This window comes from Chryseobacterium sp. Bi04, from assembly GCF_918698085.1.
Taxonomy (GTDB): Bacteria; Bacteroidota; Bacteroidia; order Flavobacteriales; family Weeksellaceae; genus Chryseobacterium.
On record NZ_CAKKLP010000001.1, the window covers coordinates 135,952 to 154,662 of the forward strand.

Here is an 18,711-nt window from a genome sequence, read left to right on the forward strand (position 1 = left end):
GCAAATATAGTACATTTTAAATAAATCTTTTCGGTTATTATTCTGCGTTAAATACAAAAAAAGCGACAAAAAAATTTGTCGCTTTTATATTGTTGAAATTTAATTTCTTATTGTTGCTGATTTCCTACCTTATTCCAGATCTCAATTCTATAATCTTCGATTTCAGAATTATCCTGAAGACTCTTTAACCAAGCCTGTCCGAACATTCCTGCATTTCTCTGTGTAATAGATTCTGTGAACTGTTTAAGATCTCCAGGCTGCTTGTTTATTGTTTCTGATTTTTTGATCAGAACATACACTCCTGTTCCTCCTTCAACCGGCTTGGAAAGCTGACCTTTCTTCACTCCAAATGCAGCACCAGCCACCTTAGGTTCCATAGCACCTGCTACTGAAGGGTTCAATAGATTCACCTGAGCTGATTGTTTTGAAGAAGCAAACAATGTAGCAATCTGATCTAAGCTAGAAGCTTTAGCTCCTGCAATTTTATCAGAAATCTGTTTTGCTGCCAATTTATTTTTAACAATCACTTCAATCTGATCTCTTACAGATTCCGGATCAGCAAGTCCGGCTTCCTGTTTTCCGTTCAGGTATACTACAATTTTGTCCCCTGTTCCGTCTACAGTAAATAATTCTGTATCTCCTTTAGTTCTTTTCTTATCAAAAGCCCAAGTAAGGATCTCAGCGTCTTTTTCAGTACCTAAGCCCTGAAGCTGGCCTTCAAATCTTTTTGCTGCTTTTGGATTGGAGAACTGATAATTACCTTTCTTAGCAATATTCACAAAATCGTTGAAAGATTTCCCTTGAACCTGCTGAATGAATTTTCTTGATTTCTTATCTGTTTCTGCTTCTGTAGCATCTGAAGCTTTAATTGCTTTTACTAAGTTAGCAACCTGATACCCCATTGATCCGGATTTTTTATCTTCAATATTGATGATATGGTAACCGAACTGTGTTTCTACTACCCCTGTAGCTCCTTTAGGATTATTGGCAAGGTAAGTAAGGAATTCCGGAACGAAAGGAGTTTCTGGAGTTGTCCACCCTAAACTTCCTCCTTGTGCTGCAGAGTTTGGATCATTAGAAAGCTTAAGGAATTCTGTAAATTTAGCAGGAGTTGCTTTTACAATAGCTCCGATAGAGTCTGCCAATTTCTTAGCCTGCTCCTTAGATCTTGTTACGCCTTCTCCGGCAGGGCTTCCTTTGAAAGCAATAAGAATATGTCTTGATAATGTAGAATCTGAAGTCTTTTTACCAACAAGTTTAGACACTACATAGAAATCCTGTTCTTTATACGGACCAAAAGTCTGCCCTATGGCTGCAGTAGCAATCTGGCTCTGTATAGTAGCCGGCAACTGAGTAGGTTTCATATACTGAGGATTGAAAGGCATATCAGAGTTTGCCATTACAAACATAGAGTCATTCTTCGTATTCTGGAAGTTTTCTGTACCTCCACTGGCATCACTACCTACTGAGTATAATTTTGTAATTTCTTTCAATGCTGCGGCATCATCTGCTGCGCTAGGCTTAGACGGGAAAAATACAATCCCGATATTTCTGCTAGGCTCAGCTTTGAACATTACAGGATGCTGCTTAATGTAATTAGCAAGATCTTCCGTTGTAACATTAATTTTAGTTTTCTGAAGGTAAGCCGCATAGTCTACTTTCACAAAGTCGATATCTGCAAGCTGGTCTCTCTGCTTCATCAATTCTTCAGCTTCTTTCTTACCTGTAGTAATCCCTGCTGAAATATTGCTGAACACCTGTCTGGCCATCAGTCTGTATTCAATTGTTTTTCTTGTCTTTAACCATTGAGCATACCCCTGAGGGTTAGCACTCTGTAATGTTTCGATTTCTTTTTTAAGCTCTTGAGTTTTAAAGTTACCCTTCTCATCAAAAAACTGTTTATTCTGAGCAAACATCTGATCATACTGAATTTGGTTCCAGAAATAATCATCAGTCATTTCAAAGCCCAATTTCTCGAACTGCTGTTTGATAAGTTTAGATTGCACCAATAATTGCCAAGCCTGCTCTTCAAGACCGGTCTTTGGACCACCTTGTTGTTCAGCCTGTTGCTGCAGTACGAAAAGTTGATCGTTAAACTCTTCGCGGGTAATTTTTTCACCATTTACTTTTCCTAAAATGTCAGGATTTTTACCAAAAACCTTGTCAATACTGTCTGGGTTAACCAAAAACGCTAAAAGCGCTAAGGCTATTACTCCCATTAAAAGCCAAGGCTTACTCCTAATTTGTCCTAAAATTGCCATTTTATAAATTATAGTTTTTTATCAGTTTGCGAAAATACACATTTTTAAGAAATTACAGAAATAGAAGTGCTTTATTTTAATTTTTAATCATCAAGTTTATTTAAAAAAGGAAATTTTGACCATATTTTTTCGTAAAAAACAAATGGCATAAGTATTGTGCAAGATAAGGTATTATAATATATCACCCGTTTTCTGGGCTTATTATAAAAAATCACTTTAACGATTAAAAACGAAAATGACAATTTGTCATTTGATTGAGTATGACAGAATTTGAAGATATTAGTTTAGAAGAAATGATCAGCGACGGATTTGATATCGTAACTGAGGAAATCAATCTTTCCGACTTTTCGGAAACTGATAAAAATTCCGAACAAAAAATATTCCCTATACTTCCTGTAAGAAATATGGTAATGTTCCCCAATGTGGTAATTCCTATTACTGCAGGGAGAAAAACCTCAATACAACTTCTTGAGGAAGCTCAGAAGAACGGAGATTTTATTGGAATCGTAAGCCAGAAAAATTCGGATCTGGAGCAGCCTACTGAAAGAGATATTTATCTTACCGGAACACTGGCCAAGATCATTAAGATTATAAAATTACCTGAAGGCAATATCACTGCTATTACTAAAGGTTTTCACAGATTTAAGATTAAAAAAATTGTGGGTCTTCAGCCTTATTTTAAAGCTGAAATTTCAAAATTAAAGGATTCTAAGCCTAAAAATCCTGAAGAATATGAAGCGCTGCTTGAAAACATCAAGGAGCTTGCTTTAAAAATCATCGAATTGGATCCTAACATTCCTAACGCAGCTAATTTTGCAATCAAAAACATTAATAACAATGATGATCTTTTGAATTTCATCTGCACCAACTCCAGTTTTCCTTCTGTGGAAAAACAAAAACTGCTGGAGGAAAAAAGCATGATGCAAAGAGCTAATAAATGCTATGAACTGATGCATGAGGATTTCAGAAAGCTGGAATTAAGAAGCCAGATCCATCAGAAAACATCCAAAGATCTTGATAAACAACAGAGAGAGTATTTCCTGAACCAACAGATCAGAACAATTCAGGAAGAGCTGGGCGGTGGCCCTGAAAGCGATGTTGAAGACCTCATTGCCAAGGCTAGAACCAAAAAATGGAGCCAGGAAGTGGAAGACCATTTCCAGAAAGAGATCGGCAGGCTTCAACGTCAGAATCCTAATTCTCCGGACTATAATGTTCAGAGAAACTATCTGGATTTCTTCACGGATCTGCCCTGGGAAACTTATACCAAAGATGTTTTTGATATTGCAAAGGCGGAAAAAGTATTGGATAAGGCTCATTTTGGACTGGAAGATATCAAGAAAAGAATCCTGGAGCATATGGCTGTTTTAAAATTAAAAAACAACATGAAATCTCCAATTCTCCTATTGGTAGGGCCTCCAGGGGTAGGTAAAACCTCTTTAGGAAAGTCTATTGCTGATGCCTTAGGAAGAAAATATGTAAGATTATCTCTGGGTGGCCTTCATGATGAAAGTGAAATCCGGGGACACAGAAAAACCTATATCGGAGCAATGGCAGGAAGAATCATCCAGTCTATTAAAAAAGCTGGCACCTCTAACCCTGTGATCGTTCTGGATGAGATGGATAAAATTGCACAGGGCATCCATGGTGACCCCAGTTCAGCATTACTGGAAGTCCTTGATCCTGAACAAAATAAATCTTTCTATGATAATTTCCTTGAGATGGGCTATGATCTATCCAAAGTAATGTTCATTGCAACAGCCAATTCATTATCAACCATACAGAGTCCTCTTTTGGACAGAACAGAGATTATACAGATTGCAGGCTATACACTGGAAGAGAAGATTGAAATTGCGAAAAGACATTTAATTAAGAAACAGCAGGAAGAAAATGGGTTGAATACCCAGTCATTTAAACTTGGAAATCCTGAGCTTAAACATATCATAGAGGCTCACACATCAGAAAGTGGTGTAAGAAGTCTGGAGAAAAGAATTGCCTCCATTGCAAGATGGGTGGCATTACAGACTGCTCTGGTAAAAGAGTATGACTCTAAAATCTCATTGGAAAAAGTAGATGAAATTCTTGGTGTTCCAAGACCTAAAAGTCTATCTGAAATCACAGGAGTACCCGGCGTTGTAACAGGTTTAGCGTGGACAAGCGTAGGTGGAGATATTCTTTACATTGAAAGCATCCTAAGCAACGGAAAGGGAACATTAACCATGACCGGAAATCTGGGAACGGTAATGAAAGAGTCTGCAACCATTGCTTTAGAATATATTAAAGCCAGACATGACGAGCTGGGAATTCCGCAGGAAGATCTGGATAAGAAAAATATCCACGTCCACGTTCCGGAAGGGGCAACTCCTAAAGACGGGCCATCAGCAGGTATTGCAATGTTAACTTCCATGGTTTCTTCTTTCAAAAACAAAAAGGTAAAACCTCACCTTGCGATGACGGGAGAAATTACACTAAGAGGAAAGGTTCTTCCTGTGGGAGGAATTAAAGAAAAGCTTCTTGCTGCTACCAGAGCCGGAATTAAAGATGTCATCCTTTGTGATGCCAACAGAAAAGATGTGGAAGAGATCAAAAAGGACTATTTAAAAAATCTGAAAGTTCATTATGTCAGCAGAATGGAGGAGGTCATAGACATCGCTATTGAAAAATAATTAGTAACATATCAACTCTCAATAAAGAAACACGTTCCGGGATATCCGGGGCGTGTTTCTGTTTTACATTAAAATCAGTATAAAATACGCCTAACCTTCATTTTGATGGAATAAAATTTGCTCCGCTAAAAATAAAACTCAAGTTGATGATCAAATAATTTCTCAATTCGGTGGGTTTTCTTATTTTTAATCCATACGCATATTTTAAATTATGAATTTTCTTAGACTCCCTTTCCTTATCAAGCTCACTCTTGTAGTAGTTTCCATTATAGGTATTGGCTATCTGCTGGCACTAGGACAGAGTATTTTAGCCCCTTTTTTCTTTGCATTCCTGATGGCGATGCTTTTTTTACCGTTGGCTACTTTCATGGAAAGAAAGCTAAGATTTCCAAGGTCAGTCTCTACCATGACCTCTGTTTTTATTATGTTATTCATTTTAAGCGGTATCATCTATTTTTTCAGCACCCAACTGTCTGATTTCAGCAAAGATCTTCCCCACCTCAGAGAACAGTTTACAACGTTGTTCAATAATCTACAGCATTGGGTTTCTAAAACATTTAATGTGAAAGTAGATGAGCAGGTAGATTATATCAATCAGGGACTGAACAAGCTTTTATCTTCTTCCGGAGCCATTTTAGGTTTTACATTTGGAATATTTTCAACAGGATTTGGGTTTATTCTATTTTTCACGCTATTCTTTATCTTCATTTTAAATTACCGAAGACTTTTAAATAATTTTATAGTTACTGTTTTCAATGAGAGACATAAGAGCAGCGTGCAGGAAGCCGTCACAGAAATTCGTGTAATGACCAAAAAATATATTTTCGGGCTCTTCCTTCAGGTTATTATCGTATCGACGCTTACGTCCATTGTTCTTACTATTTTAGGGGTGAAATATGCCATCCTGTTGGCTGTCCTGACAGGTCTGCTTAATGTTATTCCCTATCTTGGAATCTTCATTTCTCTTGTCATATCCTGTTTTATTGCTTTTGCTACCTCTACTCCATCTACCTGTATTTATGTTATTATCGGCTATATTGGTGTACATGCTGTGGACGGAAACATCGTTTTGCCATTCGTAGTGGGTTCAAAAGTAAAAATCAATGCGCTATTTTCTTTTATTGGAATTCTTTTAGGAGAACACCTTTGGGGAATAGCGGGGATGTTTTTGTGTATTCCTGCCATTGCCATCATTAAAATCATCTGTGAAAAAGTAGATGATTTAAAACCTTGGGGAAAGTTGCTTGGAGAAGAACAGAAACCTAATAAAAAGAAGAAGAGCTATAAAATTTCAAAGAATATTACCCTCGAGGAAATGGATTAAATATTCGTGCAAGGCCATGAACAATGCGCAGTATTAAAACGCGGATATGGCTTACATCAACACATATCAATAATGAAAATTAAACATAGAAATTGTATTTTTTATGAAAAATAAATAAACAAGTATCATATTTGTTTTACATTTGATATAAAATTATCAATTATGAAAATCGTAAAATTCATTTTCTGTCTTTTGTTTGCACTTACATTTATTAATGCTGGTTTAAACAAGTTTTTCCAGTATGCTCCCATGCCTAAAATGACGGATGAGCAAATGAAAATATATGCTGCCTTCACTGAAATCGGTTGGCTGATGCCTTTGGTGGGGGTTGTAGAAATTGTTGGAGGTATATTATTTATTTTTCCAAAAACCAGAGCATTGGGCGCTATTATCATATTGCCTGTTATGATAGGGATATTTCTTCAGAATGTATACAGAGACCCATCCCAAATGGGGATAGGAATGTCTGTTGTCTTACTTTTAATCAACTTATGGGTAATTCTTGACAATAAAGAGAAATACAGGAATTTAATCAGTTAATAATTAGGTTGTAGGTGACAGATAATAGGAGATCACTATAGCACATGTGCTTCAAAATTTACGGTGATTAAAAACACCAAATCATGAAATCCATGTTATTTTAGAAGCTGTCAGCTGCAACCTGTTCTATCATCTGCCACTTATATCCTATACAAATGCACTGAATCCTGTAATCGAACGTCCTACGATGAGCGAGTTTATTTCTTTTGTTCCTTCATAAGAATAAATAGCTTCTGCATCTGCAACAAATCGTGCTACATCATATTCCAGCAAGATTCCGTTTCCACCCATTACTTCTCTTGCTCTGGACACAATATCTCTTGTTCTAAGGGTACAGAAAACTTTAGCTAAGGATGCATGTTCATCTTTTAAAATCCCTTCATCCTGCATTTCAGATAACCTGAAAACCATAGTCTGCATCGCAGTAAGGTTGGATAACATTTCCACCAGATGTCCCTGAATCATCTGAAATGAAGCAATAGGCTTTCCAAACTGCTCTCTTTTTCGGGTATAATCCAAAGCACTCTCATAGGCACCTCTTGCGCAGCCTGTAGCCATCCAGGCCACTCCTGCCCTGGTCATCCGAAGTACTTTTCCGGTATCTTTAAATGAGTTGGCATTCTGAAGCCTGTTTTCTTCAGTTACCAAACAGTCTTTTAAAGTAATAAGGCCATTCTGAACAATTCTTAAGGCCATTTTTCCTTTAATCTTTTCTACAGTGAATCCGGAATTATCTTTTTCCACGATGAACCCTTTTACTTCTCCGCTATCCAAATCTCTTGCCCAGATAATGATAATATCTGCAAATGTTGCATTTCCAATCCATTTTTTCTGTCCGTTAAGAATCCAGCCATCAGCTGTTTTCCTGCAGGTTACGGTAAGACCTCCTGCAGCTCCGGATCCTACTTCGGGTTCTGTAAGCCCAAAAGCTCCTATCTTTTCAAATTTCTGCATTTGGGGGAGCCATTTCTGTTTTTGCTCTTCCGAACCGCAGATGTAAATAGATCCCATTGCCAACCCGGACTGTACTCCAAAAAAAGTAGCAATTGACGCATCTACTCTAGCCATTTCCATAGCAATAACACCTTCCATCAAAAAAGGCATTCCCGGGCAGCCATACCCTTCGTAGGTAACGCCACAGATATCAAGTTTCTGAAATTTAGGAATCAGTTCGAAAGGAAATTCATCCCTCAGCCAATAATGGTTCACCAGAGGTTTCACTTCTTTTTCCATAAAAGCCCTTACTTTAAGCTGTATCTCCCGCTGTTCAGGAGTTAAGGTATGGTAGATATCATAAAAATCACCATCAATAGGTGGCAGTTCTTTCTTTTTCTTATCCGAATCCAGCATTTTCATAAGCCCGGCAAGCTGTTTATCATCCAGCTTTGAAAAATTTTGCATCAGTTTTGGTAAATCCACTTTTTTGGAGATTGTACTCAATTGATCAAAATCTATGGAAGTGAATAGCCCTATCGCGTTTCTTATTTTGGAAAAAGTATTTGACATAATGGTTTTTTGTGAATTTGGTTTGTAAAAGATAAGCAAAAATTACTCCGAAAAAAAATAACAGATATTGAACAGTTTTTACAAAACACTTAAAATCAATATATTATATCAGAATATTTTCTTTACAAGCTTTTTACTTCAGTTTTTCAAGCATTACAAAAGATCCTGCCCCAACTTTGACCTAAGCAAAACATTAAAACCCACACTATGAAAACTACTTACATTACATTATCGCTATCTGCAGCTCTTTTACTAGGATCCTATTCATGTAAAAAAGGAGAGGTAGCTTCTACAGACCTTGAAGCCTATGGCACTACAGATTCCGCAGCAACCATTGTATCGGACAGCATCTCAACAGTCGCTACGATGAAAGTAAAAGATAACCAGTTTATCAAAACTGCGGATATTAATATGGAGGTAAAAGATGTTTATAGTACAACGATCTCTATCGAAAAATCAGTTCAGGATCTTGGTGGATTTGTAACTAAGAGCAATCTTCAAAGTAATGTCATTTCGGAAAATACTTATAATACATCTGATGAAGAAGCTATGCTGATTAAAAAATATCAGACAGAAAACAGGATGCAGGTACGTGTTCCTACCGAAAAATTAGGAGAACTTCTGACATTGATTAATAACAGCAAGCTATTCCTTAATTCCAGATCTGTTAATGCAGAAGATATTACAGCCAGCATTAAATATGCGGAAATGGAAAGTAAAAGAAACCAAAAAACATCCGAAAACATCAGCCAGCTGAAAACAAATAAGGATAAAGTAAAGCTTGACGACGAAAATATGACAGAAGGAAATATCCAGAAGCTGACCAGTATGGATACAGCCGATAATCTGAAGTACAGTACTGTTGATATTTACATCAAAGAACCCAAATTACGCATCGCAGAAATAGCTGTTACCAATACCAATAGCATTGACAATAAATATAAAATCAATTTTATAGATCAGGTGAAAGACGGTTTTGTGTATGGATTTTATCTGATTCAGAATATTATAATAGCTCTTATCAACGTTTGGCCACTCCTATTAATTGCAAGTGCAGTCATTTATTTTTTCAGAAAAAGAAAAACAGCAAAGCATGAGCAATCAAAAATCTCATAATAAAAAAAACACCTAACCAATTGGTTACCAACATAATTTTAGATTTTACAACCTCCTTTTTTAGGGAGGTTTTTATTTTTTTCAAAAAAAAACTGTAACGATTCTAATATCCCATTTACCTACTGTTTAAAGAATAAGAAAAAAATTAATAATATGAAAAATTTAGTAAAACTTGGATTTGCAGCTTTATTATCAATGAGTCCTATTGCTGCAACAGCACAAAATAAAGATGCCGGCAATAACAGCCTGCTATGGGAAGTATCCGGGAATGGTCTCTCTAAGCCTTCTTATATTACCGGAACTTTTCATATCTTATGCAACAAGGATTTTGAAATAAAACCCAAGGTATTGAAAGCTCTTGAGAAATCTGACAATTTTGTCATGGAGATCAATTATACAGACCCTGCTGAAATAAAATCACTACAAAAAATGTATCAGACAGATAAAAAAATATCAGATCAGCTTTCTCCGCATGAAGCTAAAGAACTGAATACAATTCTGGCTGATTATGGGACAGATCTAAAAAGCATAGACTCATCAAGTCCACAAGCACTTTATGCGCTACTTTCTACTAAAGCAATACCATGTCCCCAGACTGAAATAAAGCTCTATGAAATAGAACTTCTTCAGAAGGCAATAAAAGATAAAAAAACGATCAGAGGTCTTGAAAAGGTAGAGGATCAGATGAAGAGCATTAATGAAGCTTATAATCTGAGAAGTACAATTATCCAACTAAAAATGGGTAAGGAATATGAAATTCTTTTTAAAAAGATGATAGAAGCTTTTAAAAATGAAAATGTACAATTACTTTATAGTCTTTTTAAGGATGAAAGATTTATGAATATCCAGCAGGAAAAAGCAATGCTTACCAACAGAAATCAAAACTGGGTAAAAGCAATGCCTGAAATAATGAAAAACCAAAGTTCTTTATTTGCTGTGGGCGGATCTCATCTTATGGGTGAAAATGGCATCATCCCTCTCCTGCAATCAAAAGGATATACCGTAAAACCTGTATCCAGCTTATAATGACAACCAAACCATGAAACTATTGTGAGCAATCCAACTGAAACAGCTTTTTTAAAGCTTGTCAACCAGCACAAGGGTATTTTATATAAAGCATCCCGCATCTATGCTGATTCTATGGAGGACCGGGAAGATCTGCAGCAGGAGATTCTTATCCAGCTATGGAAATCTTACCAAAACTTTAAAGGGAACAGTGAATTCTCAACATGGATGTACCGCGTCGCCATCAACACCTCCATTACTTACTTAAAAAAAGAAAAACAGAGAGCCACTACCCATACAGACCCATCTCATCATTTTGAAGTAGCACAGGAGGACTACAACCCGGCAAAGGATAAGCAGCTGGAAATTTTTTACAACGCCGTGCAGGAACTCAACCCGTTGGAAAAAGCCGTTATATTTTATTTCATGGAAGGGATGTCTCATAAGGAAATCGGAAGCAATCTGGGACTCAGCGAAGGCAATGCGCGTGTAAAACTCAACAGAACAAAAGAAAAAATACAGCAAATCATAAAAAAATCAGGTTATGAATTTTGATCAATTAAAAGAACAATGGAATAATGAAGGCGACAACGTCGAAATTCCAGATACTATAGAAAAGCTAAAAGAAAGCAAACATCCTGTTTCAAAAATCCAGAAAAACATGAAAAAGGAATTCCCAATCCAGGTGGTCGCTATTATCCTTATTGGTTTTTTCCCTCTCCAATTGGGATTCCCATCTTCGCAATACATCATCTACTATATATCTTATACAATGATGGTTGTTATATCTTCTTATTACCTCTATGGATTTTATAAGTTTTATAAACAAACTGAATTATATACAGGTAATACTAAAAACAGCCTCTGGAAAATATACCATGAACTGCGGTTGAATATGGAAAGATACCAGTCTTTCGGATTCTTATTATTGCCACATTTTCTTATTACCCTTGGTTTGGAAATCTACAACCTTTTGGAAAAAAAGGGAAAAGCGCTGTCTGAACTTAGCAATTCATATCAGCAAGCCTTAATAATAGCCGTATTACTGGGAACCCTTTCCATGGTTGTAAGTATTGTTTTATGGACAAAATATATCTATGGGCGCAGTGCCAAACAGCTTGAAAATATCCTGAATGAAATGGATGAATAATATAAAACCAACCTTTTATAAGCATAAAAAAACAAAGCCCCGGATGATATCTGAGGCTTTGTTCTTTAAAAAAATGTTATTTATCACCTTCAAATTTATTTGAGGTTTTATTTTTCCTTAAATTTGCAGATCAGAAATAAAGTCTTATGAATTTTTATAAATACTTATTCTCTGAACTCTAATTCCCGAAAAATATGCTATCAAAAATAAATCCTATACAAACTAACAGCTGGAAAGCTCTTGACGAACATTTCGCAGGAAACGATTTTGACCTGAGAAGCCTTTTCCAGTATAACCCGAATCGCTTTTCAGAATTTTCTTTACAAAAGGATAATTATCTTTTTGATTATTCTAAAAATTTAATTGATTCAAGAACAAAAGAACTTCTGTTACAGTTGGCCGAAGAATGCCAGTTGAAAGAAGCGGTTTCAAAAATGTTCTCTGGTGATAAAATCAATGAAACAGAAGGAAGAGCGGTATTGCATACAGCGTTGAGAGATTTTTCTGAGCGCGAAATTCTTGTGGATGGTGAAAATATCAAACCACAGATCAAAAGAGTTCTTGACCATATGAAAGCTTTCTCCGAAAAAATCATATCCGGAGAACACAAAGGTTTCAGCGGAAAAGAGATTACGGATGTGGTGAATATCGGAATTGGGGGTTCAGACTTAGGACCTGTTATGGTATGTTCGGCTTTAAAGCACTTTAAAACCAGACTGGATGTGCACTTCGTGTCCAATGTAGATGGCAATCATATTGCAGAAGTCGTTAAAAAATTAAATCCTGAAACCACTTTGTTCATCATTGCTTCCAAAACCTTTACGACTCAGGAAACGATGACGAATGCTAACTCAGCGAAAGACTGGTTCCTGAAAGCTGGAAAACAGGAAGATGTAGCAAAACACTTTGTGGCCTTATCTACCAACATTGAGGAAGTAAAAAAATTCGGAATTGCAGAAGAAAATATTTTTGAATTCTGGGATTGGGTAGGCGGAAGATATTCCCTTTGGAGTGCCATCGGATTAAGTATTGTACTTGCTGTAGGATACGAAAATTTTGAACAGCTTCTAAGAGGTGCTTTTGATACTGACCAACACTTCCAAACTGCAGATTTCTCTGAAAACGTTCCGGTTTTAATGGGGCTTTTAGGAATCTGGTACCGTAATTTCTATGCAGCAACAAGCTATGCTATTCTGCCATACTCCCAGTATTTAGACAGGTTTGCGGCTTATCTTCAGCAAGGAGATATGGAAAGCAACGGAAAATGCGTAGACAGAAACGGAGAATTTGTAGAATATGAAACAGGCCCAATTATCTGGGGAGAGCCGGGAACAAACGGGCAACACGCTTTTTACCAGCTGATCCACCAGGGTACTGAATTGATTCCTGCAGACTTTATTGCATATGCAAAAAGTGCCAATGAGGTTTCTGATCACCAGGAAAAATTGCTGGCCAACTTCTTTGCACAAACAGAAGCCCTTGCTTTTGGTAAAACTGAAGAAGAAGTAGAACAAGAGCTTGTCAATGCCGGGAAATCCGATGAGGAGATAGACCGACTGTTGAACTTTAAGGTCTTCCATGGAAATACACCTACTAACTCTATGATATTTAAAGAATTAACTCCTTTTTCACTAGGACAGCTTATTGCGATGTATGAGCATAAGATTTTTGTTCAGGGAGTGATCTGGAATATTTTCAGCTTTGATCAATTTGGAGTGGAATTAGGTAAAGTGTTAGCCAATAAGATTCTTCCGGAACTGGAGAGCAATGAGCCAATAAGCTCGCATGACAGCTCTACCAACGGATTAATTAATTATTATAAAGAAAATAAATAGTCCATAAAAGGAAGGTTCTGGAGAAATGATGTAGAAAAAGAGGGAGCTGATGAATTTCAGGATATCGTTGTATTCAATAAAATCTAAATAAAGTAAAAAAAGTAAAAATGGCAGAAATTCTTGACGGACTTAAAGTATCCAAAGAAATAAAAGCAGAGATCAAGGTTGAAGTAGACAAGATCCTTGAAAGCAAAAGAAGAGCACCACACTTGGTAGCAATTCTTGTTGGAAACAACGGGGCAAGCAAGGCTTATGTGAATGCTAAAGTAAAAGACTGCGAAGAAGTGGGATTTCAATCCAGCTTAATTAAATTTCCAAGTACAGTTTCTGAATCTGAATTGCTGGAAAAAATCGATGAACTGAATAAATCTAAGGCAGTAGACGGATTTATCGTTCAGCTACCTTTACCAGACCAGGTTGATCAGGAAAAAATTATCAATGCAATTGACCCAAGAAAAGATGTAGACGGATTCCATCCTGAAAACTTTGGAAAGATGGCTTTGGAAATGGATACTTTCTTACCGGCTACCCCTTTCGGAATCTTAACATTACTGGAGAGATACAATATTGAAACTAAAGGAAAAGACTGTGTAATTATCGGAAGAAGTAAAATTGTGGGAAGACCAATGAGTATTCTAATGGGAAGAAAAGATTTCCCTGGAAACTCTACGGTTACCCTTACCCACTCTTACACGAAAGATATTGAAGAGTATACTAAAAAAGCAGACATTGTGATCACCGCTTTGGGAGATCCACATTTCTTAAAAGGAGAAATGATCAAAGATGGTGCTGTTATTGTTGATGTAGGAATTACAAGAGTAGATGATGATTCTCCAAAAGGATATTATCTGGCAGGTGATGTAGATTTTGACAGCTGTGCTGCTAAGGCAAGCTGGATCACTCCGGTACCTGGAGGAGTAGGCCCTATGACAAGAGCAATGTTAATGAAAAACACCATTATTGCTTACAAAACTTCGGTCTATAACGACTAATTTTAAAAATGAATAAAGAAGAAGATATTTTATTAAAAGAAGGTAAAATGCTCCCTGTAATGGAGCATTTTTACACTTTACAGGGCGAAGGTGCCCATACTGGGAAAGCCGCCTATTTTATCAGGTTGGGAGGCTGTGACGTAGGATGCCACTGGTGTGATGTAAAAGAAAGCTGGGATCCTGAGCTTCATCCTCTGATGAATGCCACAGAGATTGCAGAAACAGCGGCTAAACACTGCAAAACAGTTGTTCTTACAGGAGGAGAACCCCTAATGTGGAACTTGGAGATCCTTACCTCCAAACTAAAGGAATTAGGATGTACCATTCATATTGAAACTTCAGGAGCATATCCTATGAGCGGGCATTTGGATTGGATTACTCTTTCTCCAAAGAAAACAGGGCTCCCAAAAGAAGAAATTTATCAAAAGGCTCATGAGCTTAAAGTCATCATTTTCAATAACAACGACTTTAAATTTGCTGAAGAACAGGCTGCAAAAGTTTCTGACCAGTGCAGGCTATACCTTCAAAGCGAATGGAGCAAAAGAAATGATATGTATCCTAAAATTACAGATTTCATTCTGGAGCACCCGGAATGGCAGGCCTCTGTTCAGACCCATAAATACCTGAATATTCCGTAAAAATACGTAAATTAGCTAGCCATTCTGTTAAAATCATTAGATGCAGAGAATTCGATACTCTAGATACCTGAAATCGATTATTATTTTGCTTGACCTTATGGTTATTGCATCTATTTTTATATTTTTTTTTATAAGCAGAAACGAAAGTTTAAAATACCATAAGGAAACCTGGTATCAGAATATTTTTTCTCTGATTTTGTTATTTTTGTTCTGGGTGCTTTTAAGCGGTAGGACAAAAATTTACAATATTCCAAGGAATCTGACCTATACCCTTTTCCTTGAACGGCTTTTCATCCATTTCCTTTTTTTTATACTGGGGGTTCTGCTTATTGGGAAAGTAAGTAAAAATGTTTTTTTCAATTCAGACATCTACTGGCTTTCGTTTTACCTTTTGGCTTTTATTTTTCTGGCAAAATCGATCATTTATTTTACCATTAAATATTTCCGTTCACTGGGGATCAACTATAGAAATGTAATGTTTCTTGGAAACAACGATTCTACAGGCATTCTAAAAAATATATTTGAGGCCAGAAAAGATTATGGATACCGGATATTTGAATATGAATATGCAGATATAAATACAGATGAACTCGTTAGTTTCTGGAAAAAAAATGGAATACATACCTTATTTTTATCTACAGAAAATTCATTTAACGAAAATACGGAGACAAAAATTTTCAAACTGGCAGAAGACCATAAGGTACATATCTCATTGATTCCGAGTATAACACAAAGTGACTTTTTTCTTTATGATCTCGGATATATCCAGACCCAGCCCGTTCTTAACCAGGCAAGATATCCATTAGATTATTACTCTAATTTCCTGGTGAAAAGAACCTTTGATATTGCTTTTTCCATAATTATACTAGGTTTATTCTGCTCCTGGGCATTTCCTATTATTGCTATTTTAATAAAAGCCACTTCTAAGGGGCCGGTTTTCTTTATACAGAAAAGATATGGCTTCCATGAAGAAGTCTTTAATTGTTTAAAGTTCAGGACTATGGTTCCTAATGACGAATCTGCTACCCGCACGACCCGGGAAAATGATTCGAGAATCACTAAAATCGGTAAGTTTCTGAGAAAAACCAGTCTGGATGAGCTTCCACAGTTCATTAATGTATTGAAGGGAGAAATGTCTGTGGTGGGTCCACGTCCTCATATGCTGGCTGTAGATAATTATTATAAACCAAAAATCGGAAGATACAGCTTAAGAAGTATGGTGAATCCGGGAATTACAGGTCTTGCGCAGGTAAGCGGTCTGCGGGGTGATTTCGGAGATGTGGAAGTAGAAATGAAAAAGCGGGTTCTGGCAGATGCATTCTATGTCAGAAACTGGAGTTTCGTATTGGATATGGTTATTATTTTAAAAACTGTATTATTGGTTATAGGTGGTGACAAAAATGCAAAATAAGGCTTACAGCATAATAAAAAAGTTTTAATTTTAACACTTATCCGGGCTCCAGTCTTGGTATCAACCTTAGCCCAATTCAATAAAAAAGTCTAATTTAGCGCTATGTTAAAAAAGTTTTTCACAGCAGTAGGCGAATACATGATTCTACTGGGTAAATCCTTGCAGAAACCTCAGAAAATGAAGGTTTTCTGGAAGCTGTTCATGAGAGAAATTAATGATTTAGGGGTCAATTCTTTTGGCCTTGTGATCTTCACTTCTATATTCGTAGGGGCAGTAGTTGCCATTCAGATGTTCAACAACTTCGATGCATCTTCGTTCCCTATTCCTCCATCCTTTGTAGGGTATGCCACAAAGGCAGTACTTGTTTTAGAGTTTGCACCTACTATTATCAGTTTAATTCTGGCAGGCAAGGTAGGTTCTTATATCGCCTCCAGTATTGGGACAATGAGGGTTTCCGAGCAAATTGATGCGTTGGACATTATGGGAGTTAATTCACCTAATTTTTTAATTCTTCCTAAAATTATTGCCTGTATGCTTTTTAATCCCCTTCTTATCGCCATCAGTATCGTATTTGGTATTGGCGGAGGATATATTGCAGGGATCTTAACAGGAAACTGGACAGAAAACGACTATATTATCGGAATTCAAATGTATATGCCTAATCTCTTTATATACTATGCATTTAGCAAAACCATAGTTTTTGCTTTCATCATTGCTACCGTTCCTTCTTACTTCGGATATAATGTGAAAGGTGGATCTCTGGAAGTAGGTAGAGCCAGCACACAGGCTGTGGTATGGACAATGGTATTCATTATCATTTCGGAATTAATTTTAACCCAATTAATATTAAGCTAATGATTGAGGTAAAAGATCTTAAGAAAAGTTTTGGAGATGTTGAAGTACTTAAGGGAATTTCAACGTCATTTGATAAAGGAAAGGTAAACTTAATCATTGGGCAAAGTGGCTCCGGGAAAACAGTTTTTCTTAAAAGTCTGTTGAATGTTTATATGCCGTCATCCGGGGAAATCTTATTTGACGGAAGGAATGTCAATACCATGACAAGAGACGAAAAGCAACATCTCCGTTCTGAAATTGGAACGGTATTCCAGGGAAGTGCCTTATTTGATTCTTTAACTGTAGAAGAGAATATTATGTTTCCATTGGATATGTTTACCAATCTTACGTATAGAGAGAAAAAGAAAAGGGTTTTTGAGGTAATAGGCAGGGTTCATCTTGATAAAGCTGATAAAAAATATCCATCTGAAATTTCAGGGGGAATGCAGAAAAGGGTAGCCATTGCAAGAGCTATTGTCAACAATCCCAAATATTTATTCTGTGACGAACCCAATTCGGGGTTAGATCCATATACTTCCAAGATCATTGATGATCTTCTCTATGAAATCACCAAGGAATATAATACAACAACCATCATCAATACACACGATATGAACTCTGTAATGACGATTGGCGAGAAAATTGTATACCTGAGATTAGGGATCAAAGAGTGGGAAGGAAATAAAGATATCCTGATCACTGCAGGCAATAAAAATCTGATCGATTTCGTTTATTCTTCAGAACTGTTTAAAGAGCTGCGAGAATATTTGCTTGAAAATAATAAAACAATTGAAAATACAAATACAAAAATAGACGATAATGAAAAAGGTACTTAGTATAGCATTAATAGGGTTTTCAATGTGGGCTTCAGCACAGATTTCACTGGCTGGTAAAGCCAATTTAATATTTCCTACAGGCTCTCCTTCATGGTCAAACATCAAAGGAACGGTGAATGATGCTATTGAAGGAACAGGAAAAAATAATGTAGGTTTCAATGTGGGACTTTCCCTAAAAGTAGGTCTGCCTACGTCATTATTTGTAATGCCCGAAATCTATTATACACACTTCAAAAATGAGTTCACGACAGAGAACACAACTTTTGATGTAAAAAGCAACCGTGTAGACGTTCCTGTTCTTTTAGGTTATAATCTTTTAGGAAATATGCTGGGGGTATTTGTAGGTCCGGTAGGAAGTTTCAATTTGAGCAAGGATAATACTTATAATGACTTCAAAGAAAATTCCAAAAATGATTTTACAGTAGGATACCAGTTTGGAGCACAGCTTGAAATCAAAAAACTGATTGTCAATGCAAGATATGAAGGAGCATTCAGTAAGGATGAAAGAAATTTCATCAATAAGGTTTCAGGATCTGAAATCAGATATGGCAACAGACCTAACTTATTTATGGTAGGTTTAGGGTATAAATTTTAATC

At 36.6% G+C, this 18,711-nt stretch carries 16 protein-coding genes; 14 read left to right on the plus strand and 2 right to left on the minus strand.

Features of this window, described 5'->3' with window-relative positions; translation table 11 throughout:
• Window positions 1-107 precede the first annotated feature (107 nt).
• Window positions 108-2,261 (minus strand): peptidylprolyl isomerase, encoded by a 2,154-nt coding sequence (locus LQV47_RS00620; protein ID WP_230032656.1) that lies wholly within the window; start codon window positions 2,259-2,261, stop codon window positions 108-110.
• A 260-nt stretch (window positions 2,262-2,521) separates the two neighbouring features.
• Between LQV47_RS00620 and lon the strand changes: the two genes are divergently transcribed.
• The 3 genes from lon to LQV47_RS00635 all read left to right on the plus strand — a co-directional run bounded on the left by lon (window position 2,522) and on the right by LQV47_RS00635 (window position 6,791).
• Complete coding sequence (gene lon / locus LQV47_RS00625; RefSeq protein WP_230032658.1) at window positions 2,522-4,927, plus strand: endopeptidase La; 2,406 nt, start codon at window positions 2,522-2,524, stop codon at window positions 4,925-4,927.
• A 211-nt stretch (window positions 4,928-5,138) separates the two neighbouring features.
• The gene (locus LQV47_RS00630; protein ID WP_230032660.1) at window positions 5,139-6,251 is read left to right on the plus strand and encodes an AI-2E family transporter; all 1,113 of its coding nucleotides are present in this window, start codon (window positions 5,139-5,141) and stop codon (window positions 6,249-6,251) included.
• 162 nt (window positions 6,252-6,413) lie between these two features.
• Entirely contained in the window at window positions 6,414-6,791 is a 378-nt protein-coding gene (locus LQV47_RS00635; RefSeq protein WP_230032662.1) for a DoxX family protein, read from the plus strand.
• Window positions 6,792-6,938: 147 nt separating this feature from the next.
• On the opposite strand, the gene LQV47_RS00640 is transcribed toward LQV47_RS00635, so the two are convergent.
• Window positions 6,939-8,297 carry an acyl-CoA dehydrogenase family protein gene (locus LQV47_RS00640; protein WP_230032667.1) on the minus strand — a complete coding sequence of 453 codons (1,359 nt, stop codon included), beginning with the start codon at window positions 8,295-8,297 and terminating at the stop codon, window positions 6,939-6,941.
• A 207-nt stretch (window positions 8,298-8,504) separates the two neighbouring features.
• Here LQV47_RS00640 and LQV47_RS00645 point away from each other — a divergent pair, with 207 nt between their 5' ends.
• The 11 genes from LQV47_RS00645 to LQV47_RS00695 all read left to right on the plus strand — a co-directional run bounded on the left by LQV47_RS00645 (window position 8,505) and on the right by LQV47_RS00695 (window position 18,709).
• Complete coding sequence (locus LQV47_RS00645; protein WP_230032669.1) at window positions 8,505-9,413, plus strand: DUF4349 domain-containing protein; 909 nt, start codon at window positions 8,505-8,507, stop codon at window positions 9,411-9,413.
• A 153-nt stretch (window positions 9,414-9,566) separates the two neighbouring features.
• Complete coding sequence (locus LQV47_RS00650) at window positions 9,567-10,439, plus strand: TraB/GumN family protein (RefSeq protein WP_230032672.1); 873 nt, start codon at window positions 9,567-9,569, stop codon at window positions 10,437-10,439.
• A gap of 24 nt (window positions 10,440-10,463) precedes the next feature.
• Window positions 10,464-10,973: an RNA polymerase sigma factor gene (locus LQV47_RS00655; RefSeq protein WP_230032675.1), complete on the plus strand. Its 510-nt coding sequence runs from the start codon at window positions 10,464-10,466 to the stop codon at window positions 10,971-10,973.
• Window positions 10,963-11,568 carry a hypothetical protein gene (locus LQV47_RS00660; RefSeq protein WP_230032676.1) on the plus strand — a complete coding sequence of 202 codons (606 nt, stop codon included), beginning with the start codon at window positions 10,963-10,965 and terminating at the stop codon, window positions 11,566-11,568. The genes LQV47_RS00655 and LQV47_RS00660 overlap by 11 nt, the downstream gene beginning before the upstream one ends.
• Window positions 11,569-11,762: 194 nt before the next feature.
• Complete coding sequence (gene pgi / locus LQV47_RS00665) at window positions 11,763-13,403, plus strand: glucose-6-phosphate isomerase (protein WP_230032680.1); 1,641 nt, start codon at window positions 11,763-11,765, stop codon at window positions 13,401-13,403.
• A gap of 107 nt (window positions 13,404-13,510) precedes the next feature.
• Window positions 13,511-14,395, plus strand: a complete 885-nt coding sequence (locus LQV47_RS00670) for a bifunctional 5,10-methylenetetrahydrofolate dehydrogenase/5,10-methenyltetrahydrofolate cyclohydrolase (RefSeq protein ID WP_209803902.1) — start codon at window positions 13,511-13,513, stop codon at window positions 14,393-14,395.
• Between the two features lie 8 nt (window positions 14,396-14,403).
• Window positions 14,404-15,033 (plus strand): 7-carboxy-7-deazaguanine synthase QueE, encoded by a 630-nt coding sequence (locus LQV47_RS00675; RefSeq protein WP_230032681.1) that lies wholly within the window; start codon window positions 14,404-14,406, stop codon window positions 15,031-15,033.
• A 40-nt stretch (window positions 15,034-15,073) separates the two neighbouring features.
• On the plus strand, window positions 15,074-16,444 hold the full coding sequence (locus LQV47_RS00680) for an exopolysaccharide biosynthesis polyprenyl glycosylphosphotransferase (RefSeq protein ID WP_230032703.1): 1,371 nt from the start codon (window positions 15,074-15,076) through the stop codon (window positions 16,442-16,444).
• Window positions 16,445-16,546: 102 nt separating this feature from the next.
• Window positions 16,547-17,299 carry an ABC transporter permease gene (locus tag LQV47_RS00685; protein ID WP_230032705.1) on the plus strand — a complete coding sequence of 251 codons (753 nt, stop codon included), beginning with the start codon at window positions 16,547-16,549 and terminating at the stop codon, window positions 17,297-17,299.
• Window positions 17,299-18,114 carry an ATP-binding cassette domain-containing protein gene (locus tag LQV47_RS00690; protein WP_084087006.1) on the plus strand — a complete coding sequence of 272 codons (816 nt, stop codon included), beginning with the start codon at window positions 17,299-17,301 and terminating at the stop codon, window positions 18,112-18,114. The genes LQV47_RS00685 and LQV47_RS00690 overlap by 1 nt, the downstream gene beginning before the upstream one ends.
• Entirely contained in the window at window positions 18,098-18,709 is a 612-nt protein-coding gene (locus LQV47_RS00695; RefSeq protein ID WP_230032707.1) for an outer membrane beta-barrel protein, read from the plus strand. The genes LQV47_RS00690 and LQV47_RS00695 overlap by 17 nt, the downstream gene beginning before the upstream one ends.
• Window positions 18,710-18,711: the final 2 nt, after the last annotated feature.

Excerpts from the sequence above, each read along its gene's own strand:
- LQV47_RS00620 (WP_230032656.1), bottom strand. The coding sequence starts at position 2,261 with ATGGCAATTTTAGGACAAATTAGGAGTAAGCCTTGGCTTTTAATGGGA.
- lon (WP_230032658.1), top strand. The coding sequence starts at position 2,522 with ATGACAGAATTTGAAGATATTAGTTTAGAAGAAATGATCAGCGACGGA.
- LQV47_RS00630 (WP_230032660.1), top strand. The coding sequence starts at position 5,139 with ATGAATTTTCTTAGACTCCCTTTCCTTATCAAGCTCACTCTTGTAGTA.
- LQV47_RS00635 (WP_230032662.1), top strand. The coding sequence starts at position 6,414 with ATGAAAATCGTAAAATTCATTTTCTGTCTTTTGTTTGCACTTACATTT.
- LQV47_RS00640 (WP_230032667.1), bottom strand. The coding sequence starts at position 8,297 with ATGTCAAATACTTTTTCCAAAATAAGAAACGCGATAGGGCTATTCACT.
- LQV47_RS00645 (WP_230032669.1), top strand. The coding sequence starts at position 8,505 with ATGAAAACTACTTACATTACATTATCGCTATCTGCAGCTCTTTTACTA.
- LQV47_RS00650 (WP_230032672.1), top strand. The coding sequence starts at position 9,567 with ATGAAAAATTTAGTAAAACTTGGATTTGCAGCTTTATTATCAATGAGT.
- LQV47_RS00660 (WP_230032676.1), top strand. The coding sequence starts at position 10,963 with ATGAATTTTGATCAATTAAAAGAACAATGGAATAATGAAGGCGACAAC.
- pgi (WP_230032680.1), top strand. The coding sequence starts at position 11,763 with ATGCTATCAAAAATAAATCCTATACAAACTAACAGCTGGAAAGCTCTT.
- LQV47_RS00670 (WP_209803902.1), top strand. The coding sequence starts at position 13,511 with ATGGCAGAAATTCTTGACGGACTTAAAGTATCCAAAGAAATAAAAGCA.
- LQV47_RS00675 (WP_230032681.1), top strand. The coding sequence starts at position 14,404 with ATGAATAAAGAAGAAGATATTTTATTAAAAGAAGGTAAAATGCTCCCT.
- LQV47_RS00680 (WP_230032703.1), top strand. The coding sequence starts at position 15,074 with ATGCAGAGAATTCGATACTCTAGATACCTGAAATCGATTATTATTTTG.
- LQV47_RS00685 (WP_230032705.1), top strand. The coding sequence starts at position 16,547 with ATGTTAAAAAAGTTTTTCACAGCAGTAGGCGAATACATGATTCTACTG.
- LQV47_RS00690 (WP_084087006.1), top strand. The coding sequence starts at position 17,299 with ATGATTGAGGTAAAAGATCTTAAGAAAAGTTTTGGAGATGTTGAAGTA.
- LQV47_RS00695 (WP_230032707.1), top strand. The coding sequence starts at position 18,098 with ATGAAAAAGGTACTTAGTATAGCATTAATAGGGTTTTCAATGTGGGCT.